Source organism: Paenibacillus sp. LRG-1 (assembly GCF_057220305.1).
Genome location: NZ_CM170126.1, coordinates 1,429,206 through 1,455,436, shown reverse-complemented (window position 1 = coordinate 1,455,436; position 26,231 = coordinate 1,429,206). Strand labels below are relative to the sequence as shown.

Genomic DNA, 26,231 nt, shown 5'->3' with positions numbered 1-26,231 from the left:
TGCACACTCCTTATCGAGAGTCAGTGCTTTGAAAATCGCCGCTTCAGCCAAAGAAAGGGACGTAAAGGGATATACAAAAAATGCAGCTGGCGAGGCAGTGGAAAAACGGCCGAATCCCCCGTAGAAGGAAACAAACGGCTGATGAGGTACCATAGTCTGTGTCTTGGCTCTTTTAAGGAAAGCAAGTAAGTGCGGCTGACCGGCTGATGGGCAGCCGCCGTGTTTCTGGTCATGACTTGGCTGGAGGCGACAGCTGGAGTAATGGGGGCACAACTGGTAGCAGTGCTCATCGGGCTATGGTCGTCGTTACTGGCATCTTCCGTGATGCTAGTAACGCCACTGGTGGCAAGCATGGCTGCTTCGCCACAGGTACCGCATACTGAAGCACCGCCATCCGGAGGGGCGGCTTCCGCTTGCTCCGCCAAAGCTCTGCTATGCAGCAGCTCAGATGGAGCAAGCCTACCTGTACCCGACCCGTGGGCAATCGGGTACGGTGCGGGAACGCTGGCCTGCATGAAGGCCAGCGCGCTCAGCGCGAGCCTGTGCGCCTGCCGGGTAGCCGATACCGGACGCATCGACTCCGGTATCGGCGTACCCAACAGCGCAGCGGCGAGTGCCCAAGCCTGCCCCCCAGCAGGCAGGCCCCCGTAGCGGCGCATCATCGGCAGTAGCGCCTCCCAATCGACAGCACATACCGCAAGCCTGTCGATGTCAACCAGCCAGCGTAGCCTGAACCAGCCGTGACGCGCACCATGCGCGCTCAAGTACAGAAATTGATGCTCGCTGCCCAGCGTATACATACAGGACGTCATCACAGTCCTGTTGTCGGCAGATCCCAATGGTACCTGCCGACTGGCTCCTGCAGCTTTGCCCATTTTCCGGCAGTTCCACAGCTCGTCAAAAGAGGGTTCCCCACCCCCATCCGGGTGAAGCCGCCAATGCAACTCAATCTCTACCCGTTTTTGCGGATGGAGGTAGGATGCATGATGGTCCTTCCATTTCCAACTTCCAAGGACACGCACTTCTCCGCTCTTGGACGCATATCCGGCTTCCTTCATCCAATGCTCAGCCTCATCCATATCGTCAGGGGCAATGAGTAAATCTATATCCTTGGAGGTACGCAGAGAAACATCCCCGTACAATTGCTGCGCCAGAGCAGGACCCTTCAACATAAGCACACGAATTCCATGAGCTATGAGCAGCCTGGTCAGACGCTCGGCTTCTGCTTGAAGATGGAGCATGCGAAGCGTGTTTCGATGATACTGCGCCTGAAGGTTTCGCAACAATTCTACGGGAATGAACGGATGATTCAATGTTTTCAGCTGGAGATACACCGTAGGTACCACTCGATGGTGCTCGGTCAGACGTAAAAAGCGGACCCAATCCATCTCACGCAGCTGGGTAGCAGCAGTCTTATCCTGCCAATGAGAAACGTCTTTCCCCAATAGAGAGAATAACAACGTTAATTCTTGATCCTCATTCCAATTCGCAAGTTCCAAAACAGACTTGGTGGGCATGCATTCTTCTCCTTCTTGTCTCATCGCATTAAAGTAAAGAACTACCTTTATCTGCCATCTTTGTATTTGTATCCGTCACAGCACGTCTCCCGAATATCCCCACCACCGTAAATGCTTCCATCTCCCGTTTCCCCGTAACATAAATCGGTCCGCTACGTACCCATGCATGTGCGGCCAAGCGTCCAGCGGCATTTTTGGCTGTGCCCAGATACAGCGTGCAGTCCAGTTTTCTGCGCCCCAGCAACGTCATCGCCGCAGCGGCTTGTACAAGACAACTACTGCGCCAAGGAGTATAACGGCTTGCCAGCTCCACAGCGTGCGAAATCTGCTGAATGCACTTCTCCTGCCTGACATCACACTTCCATGGAGTTTCTTCCATACATATGCCCCAAACCCTTGAGTAATCCCCAAAAGAACGACGCTGGCGCAACCTCGCCCATCCCAGCTCCAGCCAGGCTTCCGGCAACAATCTCCTAACCTCTGGAGACAGGAGAAGAAGCCGTTGTATCCGCATGTTATACCGACTCCCGTAGAAGCTTCAACAGTCCTTCCCGCTCCAACTCAGCCACAAAGGTATGTACCTGTTGTCTGCACTGTTCCTCGTCCACCTCATATTCATTCGTCAGGACAGTTACGATATCGCCAAGTGAAGGACCAGACTCTGCCAGTTCCCAGATTCGTCCTCCTGTGAAGCCCAAGTTATAATATTTACCAGTGTTAATGCTCATCATCACTTTTTCTCCGTCCATATCACTGACATAGACCTCTTCACCGTAAATGACGCGATAATGGTCCTTAGCTGAATTAGTGGCTGCCATAACTCTTTTCCTCCTTACGAATGATATCAAGTACCCGTTGTACAACCTCGGACGCAGTAAAGACGGAACTATCCCTCAGCAGCCGCCAGCCCTCTACTTTACGAGCCATCCTAGCCGCTGTATCAAACGACCATTCACTCAAACCCATTCGCGGAATAATCACCCTACGATATGTATGTTGTAGTAATGTATGCAAGCACTCCAGAACGTTCAAGGGCTGTTCCGTAACCGCCATTAGCTCCCCTTCGCGCATCAACGCACGGATTGGAGAATCTGCCACAAGCTCGAATACGCCCCCTAAGGGCAGCGGATCGTTAAAAAATTCATCTACGGCGGGTACGGCATATTTATTCAGTTCACCTGCAAGCATACGCAGATCACTGTATTGTGGCATTACAGAATTGTCATCAGTTAGGGACCGTATGTTATTTCTTTTGCGTGCATGCTTGTTCTCCCGTAAAGCCTCCAGTTGGAGCAAGCTATCCAACCCCAGCTTTTGCTGCGGATAAGCTGGATACACGATGGCTGAGGAAGCCGTAGCTTTTACAGCAATCACGTCATCACTAACCATCTGATAACCTGCCTGCCTAAAAGCAGCAGCCAGTGTCGATTTGCCCGTACCCGATTCACCCACAAATGCGTAGGCCCTCCCCCCGATGACGACCGCACTTCCGTGAATAGGTAATATTCGTCTTTGCATCAGCAGAACACCCATGCATGTACCCAGCACAAACAGCCGCACGGTGTCAGGATCGGCCCCGGAGAATATGCTTACTTCGATCTCCTTGCCTTCCCTGACGGCATAAATGGCCGTGCCTGGTATTTGGAACATAAATCGCTCATCTAGCATCACAAAATTGGCCTGCTCCAGCTGACCACTCCATGCAGTTAAATCAGCCTGCCGAATGACTACATCCTCTACTGCTTCCGGTGCTGCCAGGATCAGCTCAGGCAGATTCAGCTCACTGGCAATTCTGAGTCCAAAGGCTATATATTTCGTCCAACTGACATTTGCACTCCTGTCATGCACGATAGGACTCACTCCTCTGTCCTTAAAAATCCCGTCTTTATTTCTTGGGCAATACCTCTAACCCGAAGAAATAAAGACGGCTTTGTATTGAATACGAGTCCAATGGATTATGCTATTCTCGTTCATTCAGTCGTTATCGGACCAGTTTTTTGCTTCCAGCCCAACATCGGCTGCATGTATAACCATGTGTTAGCTTGGATTATGAAGATCGGCATCGTGGTCAGACACCCAGTCAATCTGTTTCCAGCCTTTACCCGCCATAGTCTGGTTAATATCCAGCACCTCTATCGTCGGTTCCTGCCATTCTTTTTTACTCATCTCATCACCTCCCCTCCAACGAATGGCGAACTGTCTGACCGGATAGGTTCGATCAGTTCAATCTACAGAGAAAACGGTACACGATCAGGCTATGCATTAGTAGTCGTATATTCGGATCAGACGCCTGCTCAGGGCGGGGGTGGTGAAGTTTCGCCATAGCCGTCTTAATAAACTCAATATTGAGATATTCGGCGGCTCGTAAATCATGACACATCAGTTGAAGCTCTCCCATAAACGTATCCCAGCAAGGAAGCATTCGATGTAGCCAATCTGCAGGCTGCACACCGCGTACCCGCTGGTTCAATCGAACATCATCAGGCAGATGATCACGCATGGCCGTACGAATGAGGGCACGGTCCCGACCGTTTTGCACATACTGTTCAAAAGGCACCGATAAGCAAAAGCGAATCACTCGGCTGTCTCCGGTCGGATCACGTTCCCACAGGCCATACCGTAGTGAAAGTTTGGTCGCGACCACACCATTTTTGTTAGCAATCGCCAAATTCGAAAATTTCTCTTTTCTCGTCTGATCGGCGTTTTTCATCCAGCCTGTTCCGCTCAATACAGGAATATCTTCTACATGCATCCGTTTGGCAAACTCCGGGTGGATCAGTGAAGGAACGGGACTTCGATTGCTACGCCGCAGCCATGAACGAGATTCAAGCGAAGTCGCTTTTTTCAACATCACAGGGAGTAGATGAGACATACGCCTGCCCGTAAGCTTGCTGTACCGCCACAACCCCTGAAAGGATTGCAACCAGTGCAAACGACGAAACTGCCGGGCATAATAATCAAGTGCAGGGCCCCACGATACGGTAAAATTGCCTCGTGCCCCTGTCAACAGTACACCGACATTGTGCTCCTGTGCTTTTTCATAAAAACCTCTGATCCAGAAGGAGTTTTCAAAATATTTGTAGGGTGCTTCCATGAGTTCCAGCCAAATATCAATTTCAGAAAACGGACTTTTACCCTCAAAATCCATATAATTCTCGTGAATGTTGCCTACATAGCGAGCCGTAGACTGAATATAGCTTCGTTCGTTCGCCAGCAATGTAGGCGGTGTCCAGTCTGTAAAATCTTGAACAGGCACATAGCTGTAGGCATGCAGCGGCTTTTGTTGCAAGTGCAGCGATGGTGCGGCAAAGCTGGCAACCGCCCCGGAATCCAGCCCTCCGCTCAAGGCAGCCCCTACAGCGCGATGCGTCCGTAGTCGGGCAGTGACCGCCTGTGTGAACACCTCGCGGAAAGCTTCTATGTACTCGCCCCCTGTTTTGAGCCGCAGTGGCTCTACCTCATCCAGACATGCATATTTATGAAGGGTTCGCTTCCCCTCCTCCATAGTGAACCAATGTGCAGGAGGAAGCTGGTTGATATGCTTGTATGCAGTCGTTCCGATATCGACGGATTCCTGCATGGCACGGATGGACAAAAATTCGGCCAGCCACGGTTCATGCAGTTCTTTTCGCAGAGAGGGCAGGGACAAAAGTGGAGCGACCACCGTGCTAAACGCGAATCCTCGGTCATGTTGGTAGATGTACAGCGTACGATTTCCTGTCACATCTCGAGCACCATATAATCGATGTTCCTTGGCATCCCAAATGACAAAGGCAAAATCACCTATCAGATAACTGGCTGCTTCCACTCCCCATTTGTCATATGTCAGCAAAATCAGCTCGCTGTCCGTGATATCTTGCCGCCGTTCCTGCTCAACTCCCAGCCGTTCAAACAGCTCGGAACGATTGTCAATAATCGCATCCGCCGTGATTGCCAAATCTCTTAGCTCATCATAGAAGGGAAGACGCTCATGAACAGATTCCGGGGTCACATGCTGGGCATGACAACCCAAAAATATTGAGCCTTCGCACCAAGCACATACGCGGTCAGCGGGATATTTTCGCAGGGCTTGCATCATTTTCCCGCCTTCTTCGGTGCTTACGGACTCATGCCCAAAGCTATAGATTCCGGCAATCGCACTCACGTTCTTCCCCCTTTTTCTTTTCCTATACTTGATAACGCTACAGACGCCAAGCGCCCGAGCTTACGGGCAAAGAGGTTGCGAGATCGGAGACCTTGATTTGGGCGTTGATAGCTTTGGAGCTGAGCGATAAGACGGTTCCGCTCCTCATAGCTATGTGCCAACCTGTTTTCCAGTGATTGGATCCGCCGATCGTTCACGATCTGGTCCACCTGCATCCTTGCCAGATCTTGAGGTACAGTATGATGGGTTGCATTTATCACAAGTTCTCTGTTATCTGCATCTTGGTCTTCCAGCATCCGATAAGCTGCCTTCCATTCAAAGCCGCTTTGTTGGAGAAATTGTTGTGTACGTTGACTCAGCAGCTCTATATCCGGCTCATCTTCAAAGCGGACTCCAGTCATCTGCTCAGCCTGCTCCAACGCTTCCGCGTAACCAAGCTGCCTAAACATGCGGGACCCAATGCTTCTGCAATACAGCTCAATTTCCGTTTTACTCAACAAATGTTGCCAGCTATGTACCGAATCCTGATGCGCCTGCTCATGCTCTCCTACGAATGGATCACCCGCTCCCATACTATAAAAAAGACTGGATTTGGGCGTATCCGCAAAGTCTCCGTACTTTTCCATCCCCGGCTCATACTTGATCCCCAGAAAACTGCACAGCTTCTCGATCTCCATCGTTGGATTGGATACGAGTTGTTCATACCTAAGCGGGTATGCAAGTGGATGAGGTGTAGCAAAATAATGAGCATAACGGAACAAACCAACCGTAATATCCGTCATTTTCATATTAAAATGCGGACTCCCCAGTTCCTCCAGCAGTTGAAAACGTCCATTCCGTAGCTGATTGACCTTTTTGAATGAGGCCACAATGGCTAAAGGATTCCGGATAAGCCACAGCCTGCGGGCATCAGGGAATAAACGGTCTATAAATTCCAGCACCGTATAGTAACGCGGGGATTTGTCGATAAGCATATCTGCTGTAGTTCCTTGAAGCAGACCATTATATATTTCAAGTGCATACGAACGGGAAGCCTGCTCCGATACATCAGGGGGGACCATACCTTTAAAAAATTGCCGGAGTATCCCAGTTCCTCCATATGGCCGTGCCTGTGACTGAGGAAGATCATATAAACTGAGCAGAAACCACATTTCCTGTGTGGCAAACAGGCGGGAATGGTTTTGCAAAATGGCGGTAAGCAGCGAGCTTCCACTTCGAGGGACACTCAACAGAAATACCAGCCCTCCGCCTTGCTTTTCAATCAAGCAAACTCCTCCTCTACCTCTGCTCAAGTCCCTTTAATAGATACATATCGTATTTTTATTATAAATTTATGATACATATTGTATCTTGTCAATCCCTTTGATGGATAAATTCAGCACTTCACGTTCATGTTAAACCATATGTAGATCTATAAGTGCAACAATCAGCCTGTAAATAAAGATTTTGCTGCATGTTAGCCCAAGGAGGATAGCACTATGGGACAAGCTGTAAAAGGTACTATTACCATTGAAGGTCAGGAAATTCCTATCACCAACCCGGATAAACCGCTGTGGCCTGAAGCAGGCGTGACTAAGGCGCTATATCTTCGCAAGCTCGCGGTATTGGCTCCCTTCCTGCTCAAATATTGCCATCATCGCCTACTGACCGTCATCCGCTGGCCACATGGGATTCACGGTGATTTTTTTTATCAGAAAAATGCCCCACGTCCTCGGCCGGACTATATTGAAACCGCTCTGCATGATGGTATTGAATATATCGTGCTCGGCAAATTGCCACAACTTCTCTGGCTTGGTAATCAAGCTGCGTTGGAATTCCACCCCTCTCTGCATGAAGCGGGAAGCAAGCTGCCCTGTGAATGGATGATTGACCTTGATCCATCCAGAGAGGTGGAGCCACGTATTATGGAGGCAGCCTCTATTGTCGGTGAAGTACTGGCTTCGCTTGGTTTGGATTCCGTCCCCAAAACTTCCGGGGCCACAGGTGTACAAATTATCGTTCCGATCCGTACAGGCATAACCTTCGACGAACTTCGCAGCATCGGGCTATTAGTTGGACAGTTTGTGACAGAAAAGCACCCGCATCTGTTCACACTCGAACGGTTAAAGAAGGATCGGGGAACAGCCATCTATTTTGATTATTTGCAGCATTATCAGGGGAAAACTCTGGCCGCTCCTTATACCCCGCGGGCACGCCCCGGCGCTACGGTCTCCACTCCGCTAACATGGGAAGAGGTACGGCAAGATGTATCACCACTTGACTACCATTTGCTGAATATTGAAGAACGACTAAACCAGGTAGGTGACTTGATCGACAAGGTTCCTCCCCAGCCCGTAGAAGACGTCCTCAAGCATATGCGCACCAAGGCACACCGAACCTGATCCATGCTTGGAAGAACAAAAAAGGGGACGAACCCCGCAGCCATTAGGCTGAGAAATTGTCCCCTTGCGCTAGTGTATTCCTTTTTTCTTAAAGCGTCCGCCCTTCACATCGTGAATGTTACCGATCGCAACGAAAGCGTGCGGGTCCCAATCTTCAACGATGCTCTTCAGCTTCGCTTCCTCCAGTCGGGTAATGACGACGAAAATCACTTTCTTGCTTTCGCCCGTAAAGCCGCCTTCACCTTCCAGATAAGTTACGCCCCGTCCAAGACGGTCTGTCAGGGCATCCCCGATATCACGGTATTTTTCACTAATAATCCAGACCGATTTGGACTGATCCAGACCCTCAATTGTAATATCAATCATTTTCATGGCGATATAATAAGCAATCATGGAATACAGGGCATTCGGCCAACCGAACACAAAACCTGCACTTCCCAGAATGAAGATATTAACGAACAGTACGATCTCACCGACCGAAAAAGGAGTTTTTTCACTGACGAGAATAGCTACGATCTCTGTTCCATCCAGCGAGCCGCCGGACCGAATCACAAGACCCACCCCAACGCCGAGAATGACGCCCCCAAAGATAGCACCCAATAGTGGTTCGCCAGGAGTCAATGCACTTACATTGTGAAGTAACGCGGTACCGATGGACATCACGATAATGCCGAATAATGTGGATAAAGCGAAGGTTTTACCGATTTGTTTGTATCCGATAAGTAAAAATGGAAGGTTCAACAGGGTCAGGAAAATACCGAGTGGATAGCCAGTAATCTTGGAGGCCATAATGGAAATACCTGTGACGCCTCCGTCGATAACGCCGTTAGGAACCAGAAATATTTCGAGGCCCACTGCCATAAGCGTCGCACCAAAAATAATCATGGCCGCACGCTGAAACAGGCGTTTTGCTTTGTTCTTCGGATTAGCTGGAATTTTGCTGATCTTGGTCAACTCTCCGGTTACATCTGTGATTTCAGACAGATTTTGAACTTCCTTGCTCACTACACTCATATATAAATCCCCCCGTTACAGTATGGTATATTGGACCGAAAAAGGGGCTGCTATCCGCAGTCCCCTCTCCTTTACCGCGCTTGTGTTATATGAATAGTGTACCATAAAACTGTGATTTTGCGCAAAAAAGTTAGCAAAGAGCACATAAATCACAATAAAGCGGGATTATATCGATAAAAACGGCGAAAACCGCCTTTAAAGGAGTGGAGAGAGCATGCGAGTTAGAATTTCAGCTATTTTCTGAGATCGAGGCCGTCTGCGGAACACGTTTAAATCTATGCGTGAGGAGTTGGAAATGTCCTCTACAAAATCTTCCGAAAGCCGTTCCAGCGCTGAATTAGCAAAAACTATAGCGGTCAACTCAAAATTATAGAAAAAGCTGCGCATGTCCATATTGGCGGTCCCGACCGAGCCGAGTAAATCATCGACAATCACCACTTTGGCGTGAATAAATCCTTTTCGATATTGGTAGAACTCCACCCCTGCCTCCAGCAATTCTTGCACATAGGATAAAGACGCCAGATGAACCAACTTCGAATCGGATTGGTAGGGAATAATAATTTTCACATCTACGCCACTGACTGCTGCTAGCTTGAGCGCCTCATAAATCCCCAGATCGGGAATAAAATACGGCGTCGTAATCCAAATCCGCTTTTTGGCAACTGTGAGCGCTCCAAAACACATTTCCTGAATCGTATCCCAAACCTGATCGGGACCGCTGCTCAAAATCTGTACTTCCTCATCCCCAGTGCAGGTATGTGGAGGAAATAAATTCACATCCATCAGCCTTTCCCCTGAGGCCAGCTTCCAGTCGCTAAGAAATGCATTTTGCAGAAAATAAACGCTATCTCCTTCAATCTGCAAATGCGTATCCCTCCAAAATCCCACTTTGGGGTATTTTCCGAGATAATCGTCGCCTACATTAATCCCTCCCACAAATCCGATCATGCCGTCCACCACCACGATTTTCCTGTGATTGCGATAGTTAATCCGGCGGTCCAACGTGGCGAAAAACGGAGGTAGAAAATAATGAAATTCCACTCCTGCCTCACTACAGGTACGAATAAAGGAATAGGGCAAATGGTAGCTTCCTACACCGTCCACAACGAATCGTACCTTTACTCCCTCACGTGCCTTGCGGATCATGACCTCTTGAAACTTTCTTCCGATTTCGTCGGCCCGAAATATGTAAAACTCCACATGGATATGATGTTGTGCATGTTCCATCGCTGTCAGCATAGCTTCGAAGGTTTCTTCACCGTTCGTCAGCACACGTGTGCGATTACATCCAGTCAACGGGTTTTCCGACATACGAATTAACTGGTTAAACAGTCGCTCCTGATGCTTGAAATGAGGATTATGCATTTGCTCCACATGTTCAATCACTTTGGATTGCGCCCACAGACGCTCGCGAAACTCACGAAACAGCTGCGATCCCCCTTTTCGAACCATTTTGCGCTTCTGATAATCCTGTGCAACAAAGTAGTACACGACAAAGCCAATGAGCGGGAAGCAAAACAAAATAAAAAGCCAGGCTACCGCTTTGGACGGCTTGCGAAATTCAAAGAGCAGGATCGTCCCGGTCTGAAAAATAAAAACAATTAAAACCAACAGCAACCACAGCATGTCTAAGCCTCCTTATATATCTCAGGATTTTGCAAAATCCTCATCTACGTTTTATACTAAGCTCCAATTTTTTTGACATGTTTGCCTCTTAAGCTGAATAGATAGTAACCAAGCACTATAGGAGCGATGTCCGGAAAGGAGCGATTATGAAAAAAGGAAGCCTAAATCGCCGGATGACCCTGCTTGTTATTCGGGATGCACAGCAACCGCCCAAGCAGCTACAATGCTCTACAGCCGCTGTCATTCTCGTCCCAACTCTTGTGATCGCGTCTATCTCTACACTCGTGATCGGGCTGCAAATCCGTTCTTCCCATATTATCTCCCAAATGGAAACGAATCTTGCTGTCCAGAGTTTGCAGATGGAGGTCACGGTAGCGGACAAGGATGCAGCCATTGGGCGACTACGGCAGGAAGTCATGGAGCTGACGAATCAAGCCACCAATATTCGTGAACGCCTTCAGCGTGTAACGGAGCTGGAACAGCAAATGCAGCAATTCATTCGTAAACACGGAAACTCATCTGCCACAAGTAACCATAAAAAGACCATGACGCCGCTCTCCTGGGATGCTTCCGGCCATATCGGGGGCGAGCTGATCGCAGTGCATGAAAATACTGCCCTCCTAACTCGCCAGGCAATGGATGATTTTCAGGAGATCGAATCTCTGTTGGACACGGTGGAACGTACGGTTCCCCGCTCTATTCAGCAAGCAAATGCCGTACAGCAGAATCTGGAGCGCAAACAAGCCGCACAGCTACTCCAGACTCGTAGGCTGGCTCTTGCCGAGCAAGGGAATCCCTCCATTTGGCCTGTAGGTTCACGGCGAATGACCTCCAGCTTCGGCTATCGCAGCGACCCTTTTACAGGCAGATCTGCCTTCCATTCAGGCGTGGACATTGCCGGACAAACCGGTGATCCTGTCTATGCAGCAGGAGCTGGCACCGTCTTGGAGGCTGCTTCTAGCGGAGCCCGCGGCAAGTGCATCATCATCCAGCATCCTGACGGACTCCAGAGCTGGTATATGCACCTGAGCGGCATGCAGGTGGCTCCGGGGGATCGTGTCCACAAAGGACAGACCATCGGTCTGCTGGGAAGTACCGGAAGGAGCACAGGACCTCATCTTCATTTTCAGATCGTCAAGCATAACCAACCTGTCGATCCATTACTGTATGTACAATGAGGATTTTTGAAAATATTCACAATAAAAGATTGGAGGAAAACCATCATGTTCAAGGAATCCAAAAAAAAGCTCTCCGCCCCAGCTATGGATACACTTCTCGCTAATGGCACCAGCTTTGAAGGTACAGTTGAGGCAGAGGCCAATATTCGGATTGACGGTCATTTTCAGGGCGATATCCGCAGCACTCGTACTGTCGTCGTTGGAGAATCTGCTGTTGTACGTTCGGATATCATCGCACAAGACGTCATTCTTGCCGGTAAGGTGTTTGGCAGCATTACTACAGAAGGACGACTGACCATTACGCCGACAGGTGAACTGTACGGAAATACCGCGACCACTGCATTGGTCATTTCTGAAGGCGGTATACTGGACGGCACAATTCAAATGAACCGAACAAAGGATGTAGAGTTGTCAACTTCTACGGATGAGTCAAACGACGAAACCCAATCTAGTTTCAGCAAAAACAAGGAGGATAGCCAAGCCGCTCTGCAATCCGAAGCAGGATAAAGTCAGTATATACTCCTTTAAATCCAGTGCATTCTCCATTCATTCCATAATATCCTCCACTCTGCGTTCCAAAAATAATTGGTACACCTTGCGTATGACGATTTTTCCGCACATATACAATGGAATCACCAAAATGATACCCAGAATCCCGAGCAGGTCGCCACCAACTAACAGTAAAATAACGACAGTCAACGGATGAATATCCAGCTGCTTGCCAAAAACTATAGGTGACAGCCAATTATCCTGAATTTGCTGTGCAGCGATCACCACGACCAGGGACCAGAGTGCCATCGAAGGTGATTCGAGTAATCCAATAATAACCACAGGTATAGAAGCAGCCACTGCCCCCACATAGGGAATAAAATTAAGAAAAATCGAAATAACGGCAAGCAGCAAGGCATAAGGCAAGCCAATAATTAAAAATCCAAGAAACATCATCACACCCAACGCGACATTAATCAGCACCCGACTCACGATAAAGCTGCTGAGTGCACTATCGATATCTTCCATAACCTCCAATGCGTCCTTGTGATATTTTTTTGGAAAGAAGTTTAGCATTTTAGGGCCAAACTTGCTCCCTTCCTTCAGCATGTAATAGAGCAATATTGGAAAGGTAGCCAATACAATAAAAAAGTAGGACACGAACGATACCAGCTTTACCGAATAATCAGACAGTGTCGAAAAAGCTTCGTTCAACGTATCTGACAGTTGTGACAGCGGGTCTTCACCCGGAGGCAGCACTTGTCTCAAGGATTGATTATGCCGCCATTGGCTCAATTGATCAACCAGACTTTTAATGAGCTTCGGCGCATTTTCAAATAAATTGGTAACTTGATCACGCAGCGTAGGCCACACACCCCATGAGAAAACAAACAATAACACTCCAATGACCAAATAAATCAGCAAGATGGAGATAGATCGTTTGATTTTTCTCCGTTCCATTACATCTACAATCGGCCTCAATAAATAATAGAGGAAAAAAGATAGCATCAACGGTACAACCAGCAAGCTGACCAAAGATACGAGAGGACTGAATATAAAGCTTACTTTGGTGCCCAAGTAAATGATGAGTAATAGCATGACAATACCCGTAGTCAGACGAAAAAAACGATTATTTTGCAGCATATCATGCGGCCCCCCTCTGTTCTGTTTCTCTCTACCTCTTTAAACGCAAAGTGACCCTATTGATTGATTCTTGCTGAAAATAGATTACAATATACCCCTGCACGTAGAATGTGTAGTAAAAAATGACATATACACAGGATAAAATAGTCTTAAATGAGGATTTTGTAAAATTCTGAAATAACAAAAGGACGTCCAAATGCTAGGCATTTGAACGTCCTTTGTGTTACTCTATGGCACTTCGATTTAGGTCGAAACATCCCGTTTTACGAAAACCACCCAGGCAATGGCGATAAAAATCACATAATAGGCGGCCAGCACGGTGAGCGAAAAGGTTAGACTGGAACTTACTGTACCCGGCGGCATATCTAAATATTTTTTCAGATCCATATGCGTAAATAGAACGTATTTGGTCCATTCAAAACGATCTGTGCTGAACAAGCCAATCGTGTTATAAACTGTTTTGGTGAACATCATGAACAGTGACAGCCCAATCGCCAAGGCACTGGAACGGAAAACAGCGGACAGCATAAAAGCAAAGGCCATCGTCACGAATAAGGCGATATAGCTATACAAGAAGTTCAGTGTTACGTAAGATATCGGATCACTGAACAGCGGAACAGAACCCGCTGGTGCATCCTTGGATAACATCAGCCATGAGGACAGCGTAACCATCAAAATCAAAATGATCGTTCCGAGCAAACTGAACAAAATCACGGATATATACTTGGACAACAATATTTTGCTGCGAGTCCAAGGTCGGATGAGCAGCAGCTTAATCGTTCCCCAAGTAAATTCACCAGCCACCGAATCAGCGGCTACAATGACCGTAAACGTCGTATTGAGGAAAAATGTAAACAACGTCGTCAACGCAATCCCATCCCACACACTGACCTGATCGGAAACCAAGGAAATCAGCATCGGAATCACAGCAGTGATGACCGCCAGCAATCCCAGCATAATCCATGTGCGCACACGCAGGTAAATTTTCAGATTTTCGTTATGTACCAGCTTGAAGAAATCACCCAATGACCCCGCCTCCCGTCACTTCCAAAAATTGATCTTCCAGCGTACGGGCAACCGGGCGAATCGCATATACTTTAATGCCATTTGCAGCCAGCAGGCTGTTCATCTCTGCAATCTGTTCCCGCTCCAGGTGAAGCAGCAGTTGATTACCTTCGACGCGCCCTGCTCCAGCAAGCGCATAAGCTTGTTCGGCATCATTTACCTCAAAAGCAATTTCCGCCTTATACACTTCCTCCCCTGTATTCTTCAGTTGCTTGATATCAACCAGCCGTCCGCTCTGAATAATAGCTACACGGTCGCACATCAGCTCCATCTCGGACAACAAATGGCTTGATACGAATACAGTAATTCCTTCCGTACGGGTCAATTGACGCAAATAATCCCGCAGTTCACGAATACCCTGCGGGTCCAAGCCATTGGTCGGCTCGTCCAGCACAAGCAGCTTCGGTCGATGCAAAATCGCCTGAGCTACCCCAAGTCGCTGCCGCATCCCGAGCGAGTAGGTTTTTACTTTATCGTGAATCCGATTTCCGAGTCCCACCAGACGAATCGCTTCTTCCACGCGCTCTTGGGTCACGCCAGGAGACATTCGCGCAAAATGCTGCAAATTTTGATAGCCTGTCAAAAACTTGTACATCTCCGGGTTCTCAACAATCGCGCCGACATGGGCAACGGCCTTTTCAAAATCGGTATTGATGCTGTCTCCACAAATATGAATATCGCCCTTGCTGATCGAAATCAGGCCAACCATCATACGGATGGTGGTCGTTTTTCCCGCACCATTGGGTCCAAGGAAACCAAATACCTGCCCCGCCGGAACCTCCAGCGTCAGATCATCCACGATCGCTTTTGAGGAAATGATTTTACTCACACCCTCCATACGTATGACGGGAACCTGTCCTGTCGCTTGCTGCATGCTTTGAAACTCCTTCCATCCGGAGTGAAGCTGTGATCCATTTTACTGTACATTTCCGGTTTTGGAAGTATTGTACCATATTTAACCTTTTAGAAACACCACGCAACCTCTATTCCTTGTCCTTATATATCCAAAGCACCCGCCATTTCTCATCTTCCTGCGTCACATAACAAGGCTGTACGATATCAAAGTTGCCGAATCGGGTCTTGTAATGCTGAGTGACCGTAATACGGTAAACTTTCCCTAACTCTTCTCCATTCTGATCGGTACGAATGTCATATTCAGCCTGCGGCTCCCCCAGTTCAAACGTGAACGTATCCGTCCCCATATCCTGCATAAAAACGTGCGCACGCTGCTGTACATACGTGGACTTCTCGAATTTCTTTTTCATTTGCGAATGAAAAAGCTCCCATGAGCCTCCGAAATTTCCCGATTGCTCCATAGTGTAGAACTCGTTCAGTGCTTCTACCGCTTGATCGCCCTCGCCTGTAGACATCACCCCATGCAGACCCAGCCACAGCAACCATAACAATCCACATATGATTGCAAAATATAATAGCTTACGGACGAACGCCGAAGCCGCTCTCCTTCTAAACAGCACACATTGCCCCTCCCTCTGTTGGACTATACCGAATTCTCTACAGATGTATGTGGGACAAGCCTTTTTTAGAAGACTTTATAAGAAAATAACGGGTGACCTCCCAATAGGGCACCCGTCTACATAAGGCTTACCTAAGGCGATATGGCCTCGGTAAGCATGTGCTTCTCCAGCACTCCATGGATACGCTGGCGTTCCTGCTCATCCACAATGTAATAATACACACCGTTGATTTTACGCCCATGTCCCTTCAGCTCAACGGTATCCGTCTGCTTGAGGGACGGACCGATCCGGGTCAGGAAGGTGGTCATATCGTCAAAGGTAATGTCTGTGCGAATCTGCTCCCCCGCTGCCTCCAGTATCGGTTTTACCCTCAACAGCCCTTCCTTGCTGATGGACTGGGCAAGAATTTGCTTGAGTAGCTCCCGCTGGCGAGCATTTCTTCCGAGATCCCCACGTGGATCATCAAAACGCATACGGGCGTAGGCCAACGCCTCAGCCCCGTTCAAGTTCAAATTACCCTGCGCAAAATGATGGCCCTCATATTGAAAATCAAGTGGGTTATGAACCTCGACTCCCCCCACAAGGTCCACCATTTTCGCAAACCCTTCCATGTTCATCTGCACATAGTAATCTATCGGATGGTTCAAAAAATGCTCTACCGTACGGATCGACATATCCACGCCCCCAAAAGCAAAAGCGTGATTGATTTTGTCCTCACGCCCCCTGCCGATCAGCTCTGTTCGCGTATCACGCGGAATGTTGAACATCAACATAGAGCCTTCGGCAGGGTTAACAGACAAGACGATCATCGTATCCGATCGTCCTGGATCGTGAGGCCGCCGATCTACGCCCAGCACCAGCACGGTGAACGGCTTGAACTGGGAGATGGCTGCCGGATTGGGTGTACTTGATCCAGAGTCTGTATCTACGGATCGCCCTGCTCCGCCCGTTGCAAGGGTAGAAACCGCCCCAGGCTGCACGATGCTGCGCGGATGATACATCGCATTCGCCGCTGTTTTAAAGGAATGATACACATAAGCGGTGTAGGCAGTAGCCCCTACGACCAATAACGCCGCAGCCCCCAATGTCATCTTCAGCCATCGTTTCATATGCAGCCTCCCCTTTACGGATTTACTACAGACTGATAACGATCTACATCCAGATTGTTCATCTGTGGCCTACCGACAGAATAGTATGCAAAGGCGGATTGTCTGATTTGCTCCTCGCTGTACACATTGCGTCCGTCGATCATAATAGGATATTTCATAAGCTCATTCAGCTCACCCAGCCCGATTTCGCCAAACTCCTCCCATTCCGTCAATAGACACAGTGCGTCGCATCCCTCTGCTGCTTCCCGTGCGCTTTCTGCCCACGTTACTTCCGAGCTGTCCAGCAGTCTGCGGAAGTTAGCGGTAGCGATCGGGTCATATGCACGAATTTGCGCCCCTGCTTCCAGCAGCGAATGCATAATATCCAGCGCCGGGGCATCTCTTACGTCATCTGTATTCGGTTTAAAGGCCAGCCCCCATATGCCAATCGTGGCTCCTTCCAGATCACCCAGCGCCTCTTTTAGCTTACGAATCACGTTAAAACGTTGCCCCTGATTCACTTCCACCACAGATTTCAGCAGCTTGAATTCATAGTCCACGTTACCAGCAATTTGGATCAGAGCTTGTGTATCCTTGGGAAAACAGGAACCCCCATAGCCGATACCAGCAGACAAAAAGGAGGAACCGATCCGCTGATCCAGCCCCATACCGTGTGCCACGCGTGTAACGTCTGCGCCCACCTTTTCACAAATATTTGCAATCTCATTAATAAACGAAATTTTGGTCGCCAAAAAAGCATTCGACGCGTACTTGATCATCTCCGCCGAACGGATATCCGTGGTTACGATATTTGTCGTCAACGGCTCGTGCAGTGTAGTCAGCACAGTGGACACATGCGGATCGGAAGCTCCGATGATGATTCGATCTGGCTGTAGGGTGTCTATGACTGCTGAACCTTCACGTAAAAATTCGGGAACCGAAGCCACACCAAACGGATAATTTGTGCGGCTCGCAATCCAATTTTGAATACGTTCGTTCGTTCCGACAGGCACCGTGCTTTTGGTGACAATTATTTTGTAGCCATTCATGGCGTCTGCCACCTCGCAGGCGGCTTCTTCAATATAGGACAGGTTCGCTTCTCCGCCTGGCAGCGAAGGCGTACCGACCGCCAAAATAACAATTTCGGCTGCCTCCACCGAAGCAGCCGTATCTGTTGTAAAGCTTAGTCGGCCTTGTTCTACATTATCTTTAATTAGAGCCTTTAATCCCGGTTCATAAATCGGCACCCCACCTGCACGCAGCTGATGAATTTTATCCTCATTCTGATCTACACAGACGACGGTATTCCCGAGTGCGGCAAAACAGACCCCCGACACCAGCCCGACATACCCTGCACCAATTACACATAACTTCAAAGCAACTCCCCCTTTTACATGCTGTCTCATTGCATCCTGCTTTTACCGACTTCACTTCTCTATATCTCTTCCTGCAAGCCGATTATGATAAAGCGTAAGCCGTTTGTTTTGCCGATAAGATTTTAGAAAACGGTATACATACATCGGATTGTTATAGGCATACCTCTTCCATAATCGCTTCGGTTCACAGATCAGACGGTACAGCCACTCCAGCCCCAGCTTTTGTATCGCTAGTGGCGGTCTACGAACCTTTCCAGTGATATAGTCAAAGGCCGCCCCTACTCCAATCATCACGCCATGAATGCGGTCTTTGTTTCGATGCATCCATATTTCCTGCTTCGGGCAGCCTAAGCTGACGAATATGATATGCGCGCCGGACGCATTGATTTCATCAATGATCCGCTCCTCCTCATCTGGGTGAAGCTCACGAAATGGTGGTGAAAAGCTGCCCGCGATGCGGATTCCGGGGTAATCCTGTTCTACTCTTTCTTTTAAGCTATCCAGCGTATCCGGCGTACTGCCGTAAAAATATATACTCACCTTCGTCTGTGGCGCACGTTCGCACAACTTGAGCATCAGACTGGGACCATCTACCCGATCCTGACGCTCAAATCCGTACAGCTTAAGCGCCCATACCAACGGCATACCATCCGGAGTACACAAATCTGCTTGAGTGAGCGCTTTGTGGAACTCGGAATGATTCCCGGCTGTGACAATGGAATGCGTGTTGCAAATACATACATAGCCGTTCTTTCGTTCGACTGCCCATTGTTCCAGCGTGTGTACCGTCTCCTGAAACGTAAGTGCTGCAATATCGGCATCCGCAATCCTTCCGACTCTATATTGGGGCAGCTGTTTCATAATCACGCTCCTCCATCGCCTCGCTATATATCGCCATCAGCTGCTTCACATTCACTTCTTCCGTATAGCGTGCAGCATAATTTTCCGACACCTTCTGTCTCATAGCTGCATAGTTTTCATAGGCTACTGCACAGCGAATCACAGTCTTTATATTTTCCAAATCATCATGTTGAAAATGGAAACCCGTCACCCCGTCCTCCACGACTTCCTCCAGTGCGCCTAGCCGGCTGCATAATACCGGAGTTCCAACAGAAAAAGACTCTACAATGGTCATGGGAAATCCTTCATACCAAATGGAAGGTACCATGACATACATGGCCCGGCTCATGCAATCCAGTACCGTGTTTCCATCCTGCTTACCGAGAAACCGAACATCTTCCTGCGGATAAGCAGCGGCCAATTCAGCCTTTTCCGGACCATCCCCAATGATGACCAGTCTCAATTCCCCCCGATCTTCCAACTGTGACCAGGCTTGCAGCAGATTGCGAACCCCTTTTTCAGCAGAAATCCGCCCCACGAACAACAAATAGCGATCATTCGGGTCATACTGGGTTTTCACTTTTTTATGATGGATAAAATTCGGCTTTACCGCGATACGATCCAGCGGAATACCGCTTTCGGCAAATTTGTCCCGTGCAAACTCCGTCAGCGCAATATAGCGACTTACCTTGTGCTGCCATGTGCCGATTAGATCGTTGAACTTAATCATCGCCGCCACCGGAATCGTCTGAAGCTGTGAACCTCGATAGCATCCATGACGGATGGAGTGCAGCAGCGTGCCGTGCAGACATTTTTCACAAACCTTATTCCCTCGCATAAAGGTTGCCGCCGGACAAATCAGCCTGTAATTATGCAGTGTCTGGACAACCGGAATCCCCAGCCGTTCACAAGCATGATAGACCGAAGGGGATATAACCGGGAAAAAATTATGCACATGCACCACATCCGGCTTCACCTGTAAAAGCAGCTTCTTAATTCTTTTGAATTCCGGCAGGGACCATGCCGCCTCTACTGCCAGCTTTGCCATGTTCGCTAGCCCTCTGCTTTGAATGCTGTCGTTGTGCACATAGTAATGCTCTGTCTCTATTCCTCTGGAACGCAGCATAGCCGATTCTTGCTCGACAACCTTGTCTTCTCCCCCGCTTTGCTGATAAAAGTTATGGATGATCAGCACCTTGCTTACAGGAGGGTTCATCTGTCTGCTGACCTGTTGGCTCACGTGGCTGCCCCTCTTTCCTGCGTTGATTGCATAACGTGGTTAGAATTCCCGGGCTTGATCCCTTGATGGCTTACTATTTCATCTGCGATGCGATCCCACGACATACGCTCGACCGTAAGGAAGGCCTTCTCCGCCATACTTCGTCTCAGCTCAGCATTATCCAGCAAAGCGCCTATTCGATCAGACCATTCCTCTTCTGAAAAGCTTCTCAGCATAACTCCGCTCACTCCGTCCTCAATCAAGGTAATCGAGCCCCCGTTTACCGAAGAGATAATCGGGACGCGAAACAGCATGCTTTCCAGCAGCACCATACCAAAAATATCGTATTGGGTCGGAAACAGCATCACATCCGCCGCTCCATAAACCTGCCACAGATGACGTTGCTCCACTCTTGAAAAATGTATAATACTGTCCGTTATTCCCAGTTCATGAGCATATGTCCAATAGCGGTCTGTGTCCGTCTTCCGTCCATTCCCCACCATTAACAAAAGGCAGCTAGGATGCTTTTGGAGTACCCTTTTGAACGTACTCAGCATAAAACGTATATTTCTCCGTTCCTCCAGTACACCAACATACAGTAGCACCGGACGATCTCCGATTCGACGCAGCTCATTCGCGACCTCACGGTTTTCCTCACGTTCTCCGCTTATGTCTTCACTGTTGTTACTGGTGTCACTGTCGAATGCTCTCTCTACTTTACTGCGATCCAGTCCGACTCCAATCGTAACCACGTTGTCAAAACCTTTATTCTCCAAATAGCACTTGGCAAGATCGGATTTGACATAGGTACGGCGTAGAGATTTTGCTACCTTCGGCAGCAGCATAATATCGTACAGTTTGCGGATCAGCGCGTGCGTGTTATCTCGGTATGGGCCGTGATACAACGCCAGCTTATCAGGACATTTGCGAGAAAGCAGATAGGTCATGATCTGGTTGTATTCTGTAGTAATGACCAGACCATAAGCATCCAGAAAAGAATCTTTGAGAACATCTCTGTAGATGCTGTTGCTTAAGAACTTAAACCCGTGGAGCCAGATAATACGCAGGGTGCATCCTTCGTGACGGTAGACCTGTTCCAGATGGGTTTCCTTACGATCGTTGTAGTAAACAATATCGCAATCGTAGCCTTTTCGAACGAGTGCTTTGCCCAAACCGACTTCCTGTAAATTGTATGAGTCCCCGTTCACCTTGCTAGCAAAATTGCGGAGATACAATATTTTTTGAATCATCATCAGGGCTCCTGCCATTTCATATTGGGTGAGTTATGGAGCACGGAGGGTTCAGAGAACGCTGCGCGTTCCATTTGATCTTCCGATCGCTGTTGCAGTGGGATTCCTGGATATATAAAACATTCCGATGTAAGAATCCCACTGCAAAGGCGAACGCTAGCGCTTCTTCAGATTCAAATGGACCGCTCCGCTGCTGACCGCCGGGTCCATAAAGTCACCCCATTTTAAAAAAGGGAATGCTGGGCATGAAGTGCCTTCGCTGCGCGGATACGCGAGCACGGATGCATGCAGAGCGTTGACTTCGTCAAACGCTTGTGAACTTGGCACGGTTATGGCACGCTCACAAACAAGCATGGCTATACTACCGCTAGGCTGACCACGAGACCTTAGCTAGGCTTGATTGTTGCTTGCCGTGAGTGTTATCCACCAAACACTGTCACCCTGACAGAGAACCGTGCTGAGTGTGCCCTACGCCGGCATGCATGCCCGGCGTGATGTTCGAGGCGATAGGGCGAAGCTATCGCCAGGCGGCTTTTACCTTCCCCACCTTATGGGCTGGGGGAAATTCTTTTTGGCTGCGGTGGGTAGCGGAGGGTAAGGGTTTGAATCTGAAGAAGCGAAGCGGTCGCCTTTGACGAGGGATTCCGCCCTCTGTAGGGCTTTATTCAAACAAAGGAATCCCACGTCAACAGCGATCGGAAGATCAAACCCGTCCCGAAGCGGCCTTCCATCCACAATAGTTGCTCCAGGATCAAACCCGCCCCGAAGCGGCCTCTCCCCTCCAAACCGAATGCTCACGCTGCCTTTCCTCCATCATCTGCATATTAAAATGGTCTGCCCCTTTGAGCTGGGCAGCTGCCATATCCGCCACTAAAGTCACACTCGATTCCATCGGCACAAAGCGGTATTTGTAGGCCGTAAGCCGATGATCGGTTTCGTGAAATAAAATATCCTGAGCGTAATTCCCCCATCGGTCCTTGGGCATCAAATCAATAGTCATGCCAGCATGCGCAGAGGGCAGCAGCATATTAGAGCCGTGGATGCCGATCACTAATCGGCTGGCTGCGTATACCTCGCAGACCCGCAGCTCACTTTCCCGGTCAAAGCGTGTGACACGCTCATCAGAAATCCATGCCGGGAAGCTCCCGGTACGCCCAAGTCCAGCGACTGTAAAACGATGATCTGGGAAGCTTTCTCTCAGCCTGCGGAACAGTCGTATGATTTTACTGCGCTGATGATAAATTAGCGGTTTTAGCCCACGCTTGAGCTGCGGAAATTTCTGTACCGCTCTTGCGATATGATGGCTGCCGCTCCACAAGCGATCTTCCCTCCATACGAAGGTAATGCGCGGCTCCGACTCACGCCTCTCGTCATAGCGGGAGACACCTGTAAACTGCTCAATATCAAACTGATTGGGATGTGAATATGCCGGGCTGACATACACCTCATCAAAACGCATCAGTTCCTCAATCATCCGATGATGTAGCACAGGATAAAAGTTTCGTGCCCTGCTGAACGGCACATCAACCGTCCAAATTTCAGACACATATGCTGGCACCATCCATTCCAGCGACTTTTGCACAATGACGATGATGCCCAGGTCCGGCGATTGCTCGTATTCGCGTTGCACATTGAGCAGCTTGAGCAAAGCATGGCCATACAAATAATCCATTGTGTTGATGATAATCACACGTGTAGAAGCTTTCATTTTATGCACAGTCATGCCGACTGCTAAGTCATAGGAAGGATTCATCAACGATTGCCGCAAAGGCTCTCCGAGCCATTTTCTCGACTTCGCATCACCTGTCAGAATATAGTCAGGCATTTCTACACGATAAGGTGAATACGTGGCATGACCGACCCTCATGTCCTCGAGATATTCGCGTCCGCACCCCTCACACGCAGTGCTGACACATACATGGATTCCCTGCCACAGCACCTCTCCACCACGTACCTTACCTCCACAATGCGGGCACTGTTCCTCATGCCGAACAAACGGTTTAATGGGTATCATGATTGTTCTCTCCAACTTTCGGTACTGTAATATGAACACGCCAGAAGGTCAGGATGGACTTCATCATCCAACCCAAATTAGATTTAACTTCCTTAAATAGCAAATCTAATAGAAATACAGATATCGTAAAGGACAAGATCGTCGCCACTAACGACCCTCGGACACCAAGCAACGGGATTAGCGCGTAATTGAAAGCGATATTCGTAACCGCACCCACCACCGAGGTCAGCAGCGTGTATCTGAACAAATTTTCATTGGTAATAAACAAGCTTTTAGCAACACTGAAGTTAGTGAAAAACAGACGAATCGCAAACAGAGACAACAGCGAACCTGCTTCGGTAAATTCTTTCCCATACAGCACAACCACTACCCATTGGGATAGAAAAAATAAAGGTACCGAGGTCACAAGAAAGCATATAAACATCAGGCGATACACCGTAGACAATGTCTGTCTGTATTCGTCGCTTCCTTTCTGCTTGGAGCGGGTTACTACTGGAGCATAGGCCGTTGTCAGAACAACCGGAATGAAGCCCAGCACTTCGATGAGTCGGAGTGCAACGGAGTATTGCCCAACCGCAGCGTTCCCCAGCAGTTCACCGATAATGACTTGATCGATCCGTGCCTGTACATATACAGCGGAGGATGACAGTATAAGCGGCCAGCTGTGATTCATGATTCGCCGAGCTGTGGCTAAGCGGAACGTCCATCGCTTCACACGTCGTCCTTCCTTACGGAAGAAATACAGCAGCAGCAGGCTCCCCAATAGAAACTCTCCATGAGCACACAACGCCACCACCCATATCGGAACACCGGACAACAACAGAATGATTTTGATGGTGGAGCCGAGAACAAAGGCGGTATTCTTGGCAACGACCGTGTATTTGGACAGCATCTGCGCACGAAACCAGTAGTCGATGATATCAAACAATTGAAATACCGAGGCCGTAGCCAAGATCAGATTGATCAACCGCACCGAACTGTCTTCCGGTCTGAGCAGTGAAATGAAGGAATAGGACAGTACAATGGCCATCAAAGTACCTACCAATTTCAGCAGAACCGCCGTACCCAATAGCTCATGCTCATCCTTAGGGTCTTTGACAAGATCGCGTACTAATATAGAATCAAAGCCAAGGGTCGTGAAAATCAGAAACATCCCGAAAAAGGATTCCGCATAATTCCACTTTCCCAGTTCCTCTGGTCCCAACACTCTCGCCATGATGATGCTGACTGCCAGGCCGAACACCATGCGAATCATTTTGTCACCGAACAGCCATGATGTATTCACCAGCAAACTTCTGCGCGGTTTGGCGCGTTTTTCGACTAATGTCATAGGTTTTACTCCATCTTGAAAAATGACCTTGCGTACAGCGAAGAGACCCCCGCCCAGGCGGATGGCCTCTCCATCTCTTACACGACGACAGAAGCTTCAACTGCAGCCTGCCTTTTTACCCGCTCCAAGTCTGTATCCACCATCATATGAATGAGCTGCTCGAAGCCTACTTCCAATCGCCAGCCCAGCTTTTCTTTCGCCTTGGCACAATCGCCGAGCAATAGATCTACCTCTGCCGGACGGACAAATTGAGGATCGATCACGACGTAATCCTCATAATTTAGGCCTACATGGGAAAAGGCAATTTGCAGCAGTTCACGCACAGAATGCATTTCTCCCGTGGAAATGACGTAATCATCCGGTTGATCCTGCTGAAGCATCAGCCACATCGCCTTTACATAATCCCCTGCAAAACCCCAGTCTCGCAGTGAATCCAAATTTCCCATGCGCAGCTCCTGCTGCAACCCCAGCTTGATGCGAGCTACCGCATCCGACACCTTACGCGTTACAAATTCCAGTCCTCGGCGTGGGGATTCGTGATTGAACAAAATGCCAGAGCAAGCAAACATATTAAAGCTTTCGCGATAGTTCACTGTAATCCAATGGCCGTATACTTTGGCGACACCGTAGGGACTACGTGGGTAAAACGGAGTCGTTTCTGTCTGCGGTGTCTCCAGCACCTTACCGAACATCTCGCTGCTTGACGCCTGATAAAAGCGCGCTTCCGGTTTGGCAATTCGAACCGCCTCCAGCATATTGGTGACAGACAGCGCTGTAATCTGACCTGTAGCCAACGGCTGCGGCCATGAGGCCGCTACGAAGGATTGAGCAGCCAAGTTGTAGACCTCATCCGGGTCGGACTGACGGACGGCTTCGATCAATGAAGCCAGATCGGTCATATCACCGGAAAGCCAGTGGATGTCATTCTGGATATGCGCTACATTTTCAAAGTTCGGTGTGCTGGTTCGTCTGCGCACCCCGTACACCTCATAATCCTTGGACAGCAGCAACTCAGCCAGATAGGACCCGTCTTGTCCGGTAATCCCTGTGATCAGCGCTTTTTTCATTCCCATTCCCCCACC

General features: G+C 48.9%; 25 protein-coding genes. 3 read left to right on the top strand and 22 right to left on the bottom strand.

Going from position 1 to position 26,231, the window contains the following annotated elements; genetic code table 11:
* Window positions 1-20: 20 nt before the first annotated feature.
* The 7 genes from ACUUJN_RS06295 to ACUUJN_RS06265 form a co-directional block, all read right to left on the bottom strand.
* The gene (locus ACUUJN_RS06295) at window positions 21-1,517 is read right to left on the bottom strand and encodes a nucleotidyltransferase domain-containing protein (protein ID WP_484669410.1); all 1,497 of its coding nucleotides are present in this window, start codon (window positions 1,515-1,517) and stop codon (window positions 21-23) included.
* A gap of 28 nt (window positions 1,518-1,545) precedes the next feature.
* On the bottom strand, window positions 1,546-2,031 hold the full coding sequence (locus tag ACUUJN_RS06290; protein ID WP_076295002.1) for a lasso peptide biosynthesis B2 protein: 486 nt from the start codon (window positions 2,029-2,031) through the stop codon (window positions 1,546-1,548).
* A gap of 1 nt (window position 2,032) precedes the next feature.
* A complete protein-coding gene (locus ACUUJN_RS06285; RefSeq protein WP_053324868.1) occupies window positions 2,033-2,335 on the bottom strand; it encodes a lasso peptide biosynthesis PqqD family chaperone in 303 nt (100 codons plus the stop codon).
* The gene (locus ACUUJN_RS06280) at window positions 2,322-3,365 is read right to left on the bottom strand and encodes a serine kinase (protein WP_484669409.1); all 1,044 of its coding nucleotides are present in this window, start codon (window positions 3,363-3,365) and stop codon (window positions 2,322-2,324) included. The genes ACUUJN_RS06285 and ACUUJN_RS06280 overlap by 14 nt, the downstream gene beginning before the upstream one ends.
* 189 nt (window positions 3,366-3,554) lie before the next feature.
* Window positions 3,555-3,683, bottom strand: coding sequence for a paeninodin family lasso peptide (locus ACUUJN_RS06275; RefSeq protein ID WP_023987454.1), 129 nt, complete (start codon window positions 3,681-3,683; stop codon window positions 3,555-3,557).
* A 52-nt stretch (window positions 3,684-3,735) separates the two neighbouring features.
* Window positions 3,736-5,661: an asparagine synthase-related protein gene (locus ACUUJN_RS06270; RefSeq protein WP_068938657.1), complete on the bottom strand. Its 1,926-nt coding sequence runs from the start codon at window positions 5,659-5,661 to the stop codon at window positions 3,736-3,738.
* A complete protein-coding gene (locus ACUUJN_RS06265; protein ID WP_484669408.1) occupies window positions 5,658-6,926 on the bottom strand; it encodes a sulfotransferase family protein in 1,269 nt (422 codons plus the stop codon). The genes ACUUJN_RS06270 and ACUUJN_RS06265 overlap by 4 nt, the downstream gene beginning before the upstream one ends.
* A 213-nt stretch (window positions 6,927-7,139) precedes the next feature.
* Here ACUUJN_RS06265 and ligD point away from each other — a divergent pair, with 213 nt between their 5' ends.
* The gene (gene ligD / locus ACUUJN_RS06260) at window positions 7,140-8,042 is read left to right on the top strand and encodes a non-homologous end-joining DNA ligase (protein ID WP_013309189.1); all 903 of its coding nucleotides are present in this window, start codon (window positions 7,140-7,142) and stop codon (window positions 8,040-8,042) included.
* 69 nt (window positions 8,043-8,111) lie between these two features.
* Here ligD and ACUUJN_RS06255 read toward each other — a convergent pair whose 3' ends face one another.
* Window positions 8,112-9,056, bottom strand: a complete 945-nt coding sequence (locus ACUUJN_RS06255; protein ID WP_023987451.1) for a YitT family protein — start codon at window positions 9,054-9,056, stop codon at window positions 8,112-8,114.
* 195 nt (window positions 9,057-9,251) lie between these two features.
* Window positions 9,252-10,682, bottom strand: a complete 1,431-nt coding sequence (gene cls / locus ACUUJN_RS06250; RefSeq protein ID WP_028543093.1) for a cardiolipin synthase — start codon at window positions 10,680-10,682, stop codon at window positions 9,252-9,254.
* A gap of 146 nt (window positions 10,683-10,828) precedes the next feature.
* On the opposite strand from cls, the gene ACUUJN_RS06245 reads away from it, so the two are divergent.
* Both ACUUJN_RS06245 and ACUUJN_RS06240 read left to right on the top strand, forming a co-directional pair.
* A complete protein-coding gene (locus tag ACUUJN_RS06245; protein ID WP_075153895.1) occupies window positions 10,829-11,860 on the top strand; it encodes a M23 family metallopeptidase in 1,032 nt (343 codons plus the stop codon).
* Between the two features lie 45 nt (window positions 11,861-11,905).
* Entirely contained in the window at window positions 11,906-12,367 is a 462-nt protein-coding gene (locus ACUUJN_RS06240; protein ID WP_071559035.1) for a bactofilin family protein, read from the top strand.
* A gap of 39 nt (window positions 12,368-12,406) precedes the next feature.
* Here ACUUJN_RS06240 and ACUUJN_RS06235 read toward each other — a convergent pair whose 3' ends face one another.
* The 13 genes from ACUUJN_RS06235 to gmd all read right to left on the bottom strand — a co-directional run bounded on the left by ACUUJN_RS06235 (window position 12,407) and on the right by gmd (window position 26,216).
* A complete protein-coding gene (locus ACUUJN_RS06235) occupies window positions 12,407-13,492 on the bottom strand; it encodes an AI-2E family transporter (RefSeq protein WP_023987447.1) in 1,086 nt (361 codons plus the stop codon).
* Between the two features lie 243 nt (window positions 13,493-13,735).
* A complete protein-coding gene (locus tag ACUUJN_RS06230) occupies window positions 13,736-14,518 on the bottom strand; it encodes an ABC transporter permease (RefSeq protein ID WP_023987446.1) in 783 nt (260 codons plus the stop codon).
* Complete coding sequence (locus ACUUJN_RS06225; protein ID WP_279831868.1) at window positions 14,511-15,431, bottom strand: ABC transporter ATP-binding protein; 921 nt, start codon at window positions 15,429-15,431, stop codon at window positions 14,511-14,513. Before ACUUJN_RS06225 ends, ACUUJN_RS06230 begins: the two co-directional genes overlap by 8 nt.
* Window positions 15,432-15,540: 109 nt before the next feature.
* Window positions 15,541-16,032 carry a hypothetical protein gene (locus ACUUJN_RS06220; RefSeq protein ID WP_023987444.1) on the bottom strand — a complete coding sequence of 164 codons (492 nt, stop codon included), beginning with the start codon at window positions 16,030-16,032 and terminating at the stop codon, window positions 15,541-15,543.
* Between the two features lie 131 nt (window positions 16,033-16,163).
* The gene (locus tag ACUUJN_RS06215; RefSeq protein WP_023987443.1) at window positions 16,164-17,141 is read right to left on the bottom strand and encodes an LCP family glycopolymer transferase; all 978 of its coding nucleotides are present in this window, start codon (window positions 17,139-17,141) and stop codon (window positions 16,164-16,166) included.
* Window positions 17,142-17,155: 14 nt separating this feature from the next.
* Window positions 17,156-18,496: a UDP-glucose dehydrogenase family protein gene (locus ACUUJN_RS06210; RefSeq protein ID WP_023987442.1), complete on the bottom strand. Its 1,341-nt coding sequence runs from the start codon at window positions 18,494-18,496 to the stop codon at window positions 17,156-17,158.
* A gap of 51 nt (window positions 18,497-18,547) precedes the next feature.
* Entirely contained in the window at window positions 18,548-19,357 is an 810-nt protein-coding gene (locus tag ACUUJN_RS06205; protein ID WP_484669407.1) for a WecB/TagA/CpsF family glycosyltransferase, read from the bottom strand.
* Window positions 19,335-20,576, bottom strand: coding sequence for a glycosyltransferase family 4 protein (locus tag ACUUJN_RS06200; protein ID WP_484669406.1), 1,242 nt, complete (start codon window positions 20,574-20,576; stop codon window positions 19,335-19,337). Before ACUUJN_RS06200 ends, ACUUJN_RS06205 begins: the two co-directional genes overlap by 23 nt.
* Entirely contained in the window at window positions 20,573-21,805 is a 1,233-nt protein-coding gene (locus ACUUJN_RS06195; protein WP_484669405.1) for a glycosyltransferase family 4 protein, read from the bottom strand. The genes ACUUJN_RS06200 and ACUUJN_RS06195 overlap by 4 nt, the downstream gene beginning before the upstream one ends.
* 156 nt (window positions 21,806-21,961) lie before the next feature.
* The gene (locus ACUUJN_RS06190) at window positions 21,962-22,132 is read right to left on the bottom strand and encodes a hypothetical protein (protein ID WP_155766932.1); all 171 of its coding nucleotides are present in this window, start codon (window positions 22,130-22,132) and stop codon (window positions 21,962-21,964) included.
* Window positions 22,133-22,556: 424 nt separating this feature from the next.
* Window positions 22,557-23,819 carry a hypothetical protein gene (locus ACUUJN_RS06185; RefSeq protein WP_103744446.1) on the bottom strand — a complete coding sequence of 421 codons (1,263 nt, stop codon included), beginning with the start codon at window positions 23,817-23,819 and terminating at the stop codon, window positions 22,557-22,559.
* Window positions 23,806-25,149, bottom strand: a complete 1,344-nt coding sequence (locus ACUUJN_RS06180) for a flippase (RefSeq protein ID WP_028543103.1) — start codon at window positions 25,147-25,149, stop codon at window positions 23,806-23,808. Before ACUUJN_RS06180 ends, ACUUJN_RS06185 begins: the two co-directional genes overlap by 14 nt.
* A gap of 77 nt (window positions 25,150-25,226) precedes the next feature.
* The gene (gene gmd, locus ACUUJN_RS06175) at window positions 25,227-26,216 is read right to left on the bottom strand and encodes a GDP-mannose 4,6-dehydratase (protein WP_023987436.1); all 990 of its coding nucleotides are present in this window, start codon (window positions 26,214-26,216) and stop codon (window positions 25,227-25,229) included.
* Between the last annotated feature and the right edge of the window lie 15 nt (window positions 26,217-26,231).

Bases quoted from the DNA above. Each gene is read 5' to 3' on its own strand.
- ACUUJN_RS06295 (WP_484669410.1), bottom strand. From the start codon at position 1,517: ATGCCCACCAAGTCTGTTTTGGAACTTGCGAATTGGAATGAGGATCAA.
- ACUUJN_RS06290 (WP_076295002.1), bottom strand. From the start codon at position 2,031: ATGCGGATACAACGGCTTCTTCTCCTGTCTCCAGAGGTTAGGAGATTG.
- ACUUJN_RS06285 (WP_053324868.1), bottom strand. From the start codon at position 2,335: ATGGCAGCCACTAATTCAGCTAAGGACCATTATCGCGTCATTTACGGT.
- ACUUJN_RS06275 (WP_023987454.1), bottom strand. From the start codon at position 3,683: ATGAGTAAAAAAGAATGGCAGGAACCGACGATAGAGGTGCTGGATATT.
- ligD (WP_013309189.1), top strand. From the start codon at position 7,140: ATGGGACAAGCTGTAAAAGGTACTATTACCATTGAAGGTCAGGAAATT.
- ACUUJN_RS06255 (WP_023987451.1), bottom strand. From the start codon at position 9,056: ATGAGTGTAGTGAGCAAGGAAGTTCAAAATCTGTCTGAAATCACAGAT.
- cls (WP_028543093.1), bottom strand. From the start codon at position 10,682: ATGCTGTGGTTGCTGTTGGTTTTAATTGTTTTTATTTTTCAGACCGGG.
- ACUUJN_RS06245 (WP_075153895.1), top strand. From the start codon at position 10,829: ATGAAAAAAGGAAGCCTAAATCGCCGGATGACCCTGCTTGTTATTCGG.
- ACUUJN_RS06240 (WP_071559035.1), top strand. From the start codon at position 11,906: ATGTTCAAGGAATCCAAAAAAAAGCTCTCCGCCCCAGCTATGGATACA.
- ACUUJN_RS06235 (WP_023987447.1), bottom strand. From the start codon at position 13,492: ATGCTGCAAAATAATCGTTTTTTTCGTCTGACTACGGGTATTGTCATG.
- ACUUJN_RS06225 (WP_279831868.1), bottom strand. From the start codon at position 15,431: ATGCAGCAAGCGACAGGACAGGTTCCCGTCATACGTATGGAGGGTGTG.
- ACUUJN_RS06215 (WP_023987443.1), bottom strand. From the start codon at position 17,141: ATGAAACGATGGCTGAAGATGACATTGGGGGCTGCGGCGTTATTGGTC.
- ACUUJN_RS06205 (WP_484669407.1), bottom strand. From the start codon at position 19,357: ATGAAACAGCTGCCCCAATATAGAGTCGGAAGGATTGCGGATGCCGAT.
- ACUUJN_RS06195 (WP_484669405.1), bottom strand. From the start codon at position 21,805: ATGATTCAAAAAATATTGTATCTCCGCAATTTTGCTAGCAAGGTGAAC.
- ACUUJN_RS06185 (WP_103744446.1), bottom strand. From the start codon at position 23,819: ATGATACCCATTAAACCGTTTGTTCGGCATGAGGAACAGTGCCCGCAT.
- ACUUJN_RS06180 (WP_028543103.1), bottom strand. From the start codon at position 25,149: ATGACATTAGTCGAAAAACGCGCCAAACCGCGCAGAAGTTTGCTGGTG.
- gmd (WP_023987436.1), bottom strand. From the start codon at position 26,216: ATGAAAAAAGCGCTGATCACAGGGATTACCGGACAAGACGGGTCCTAT.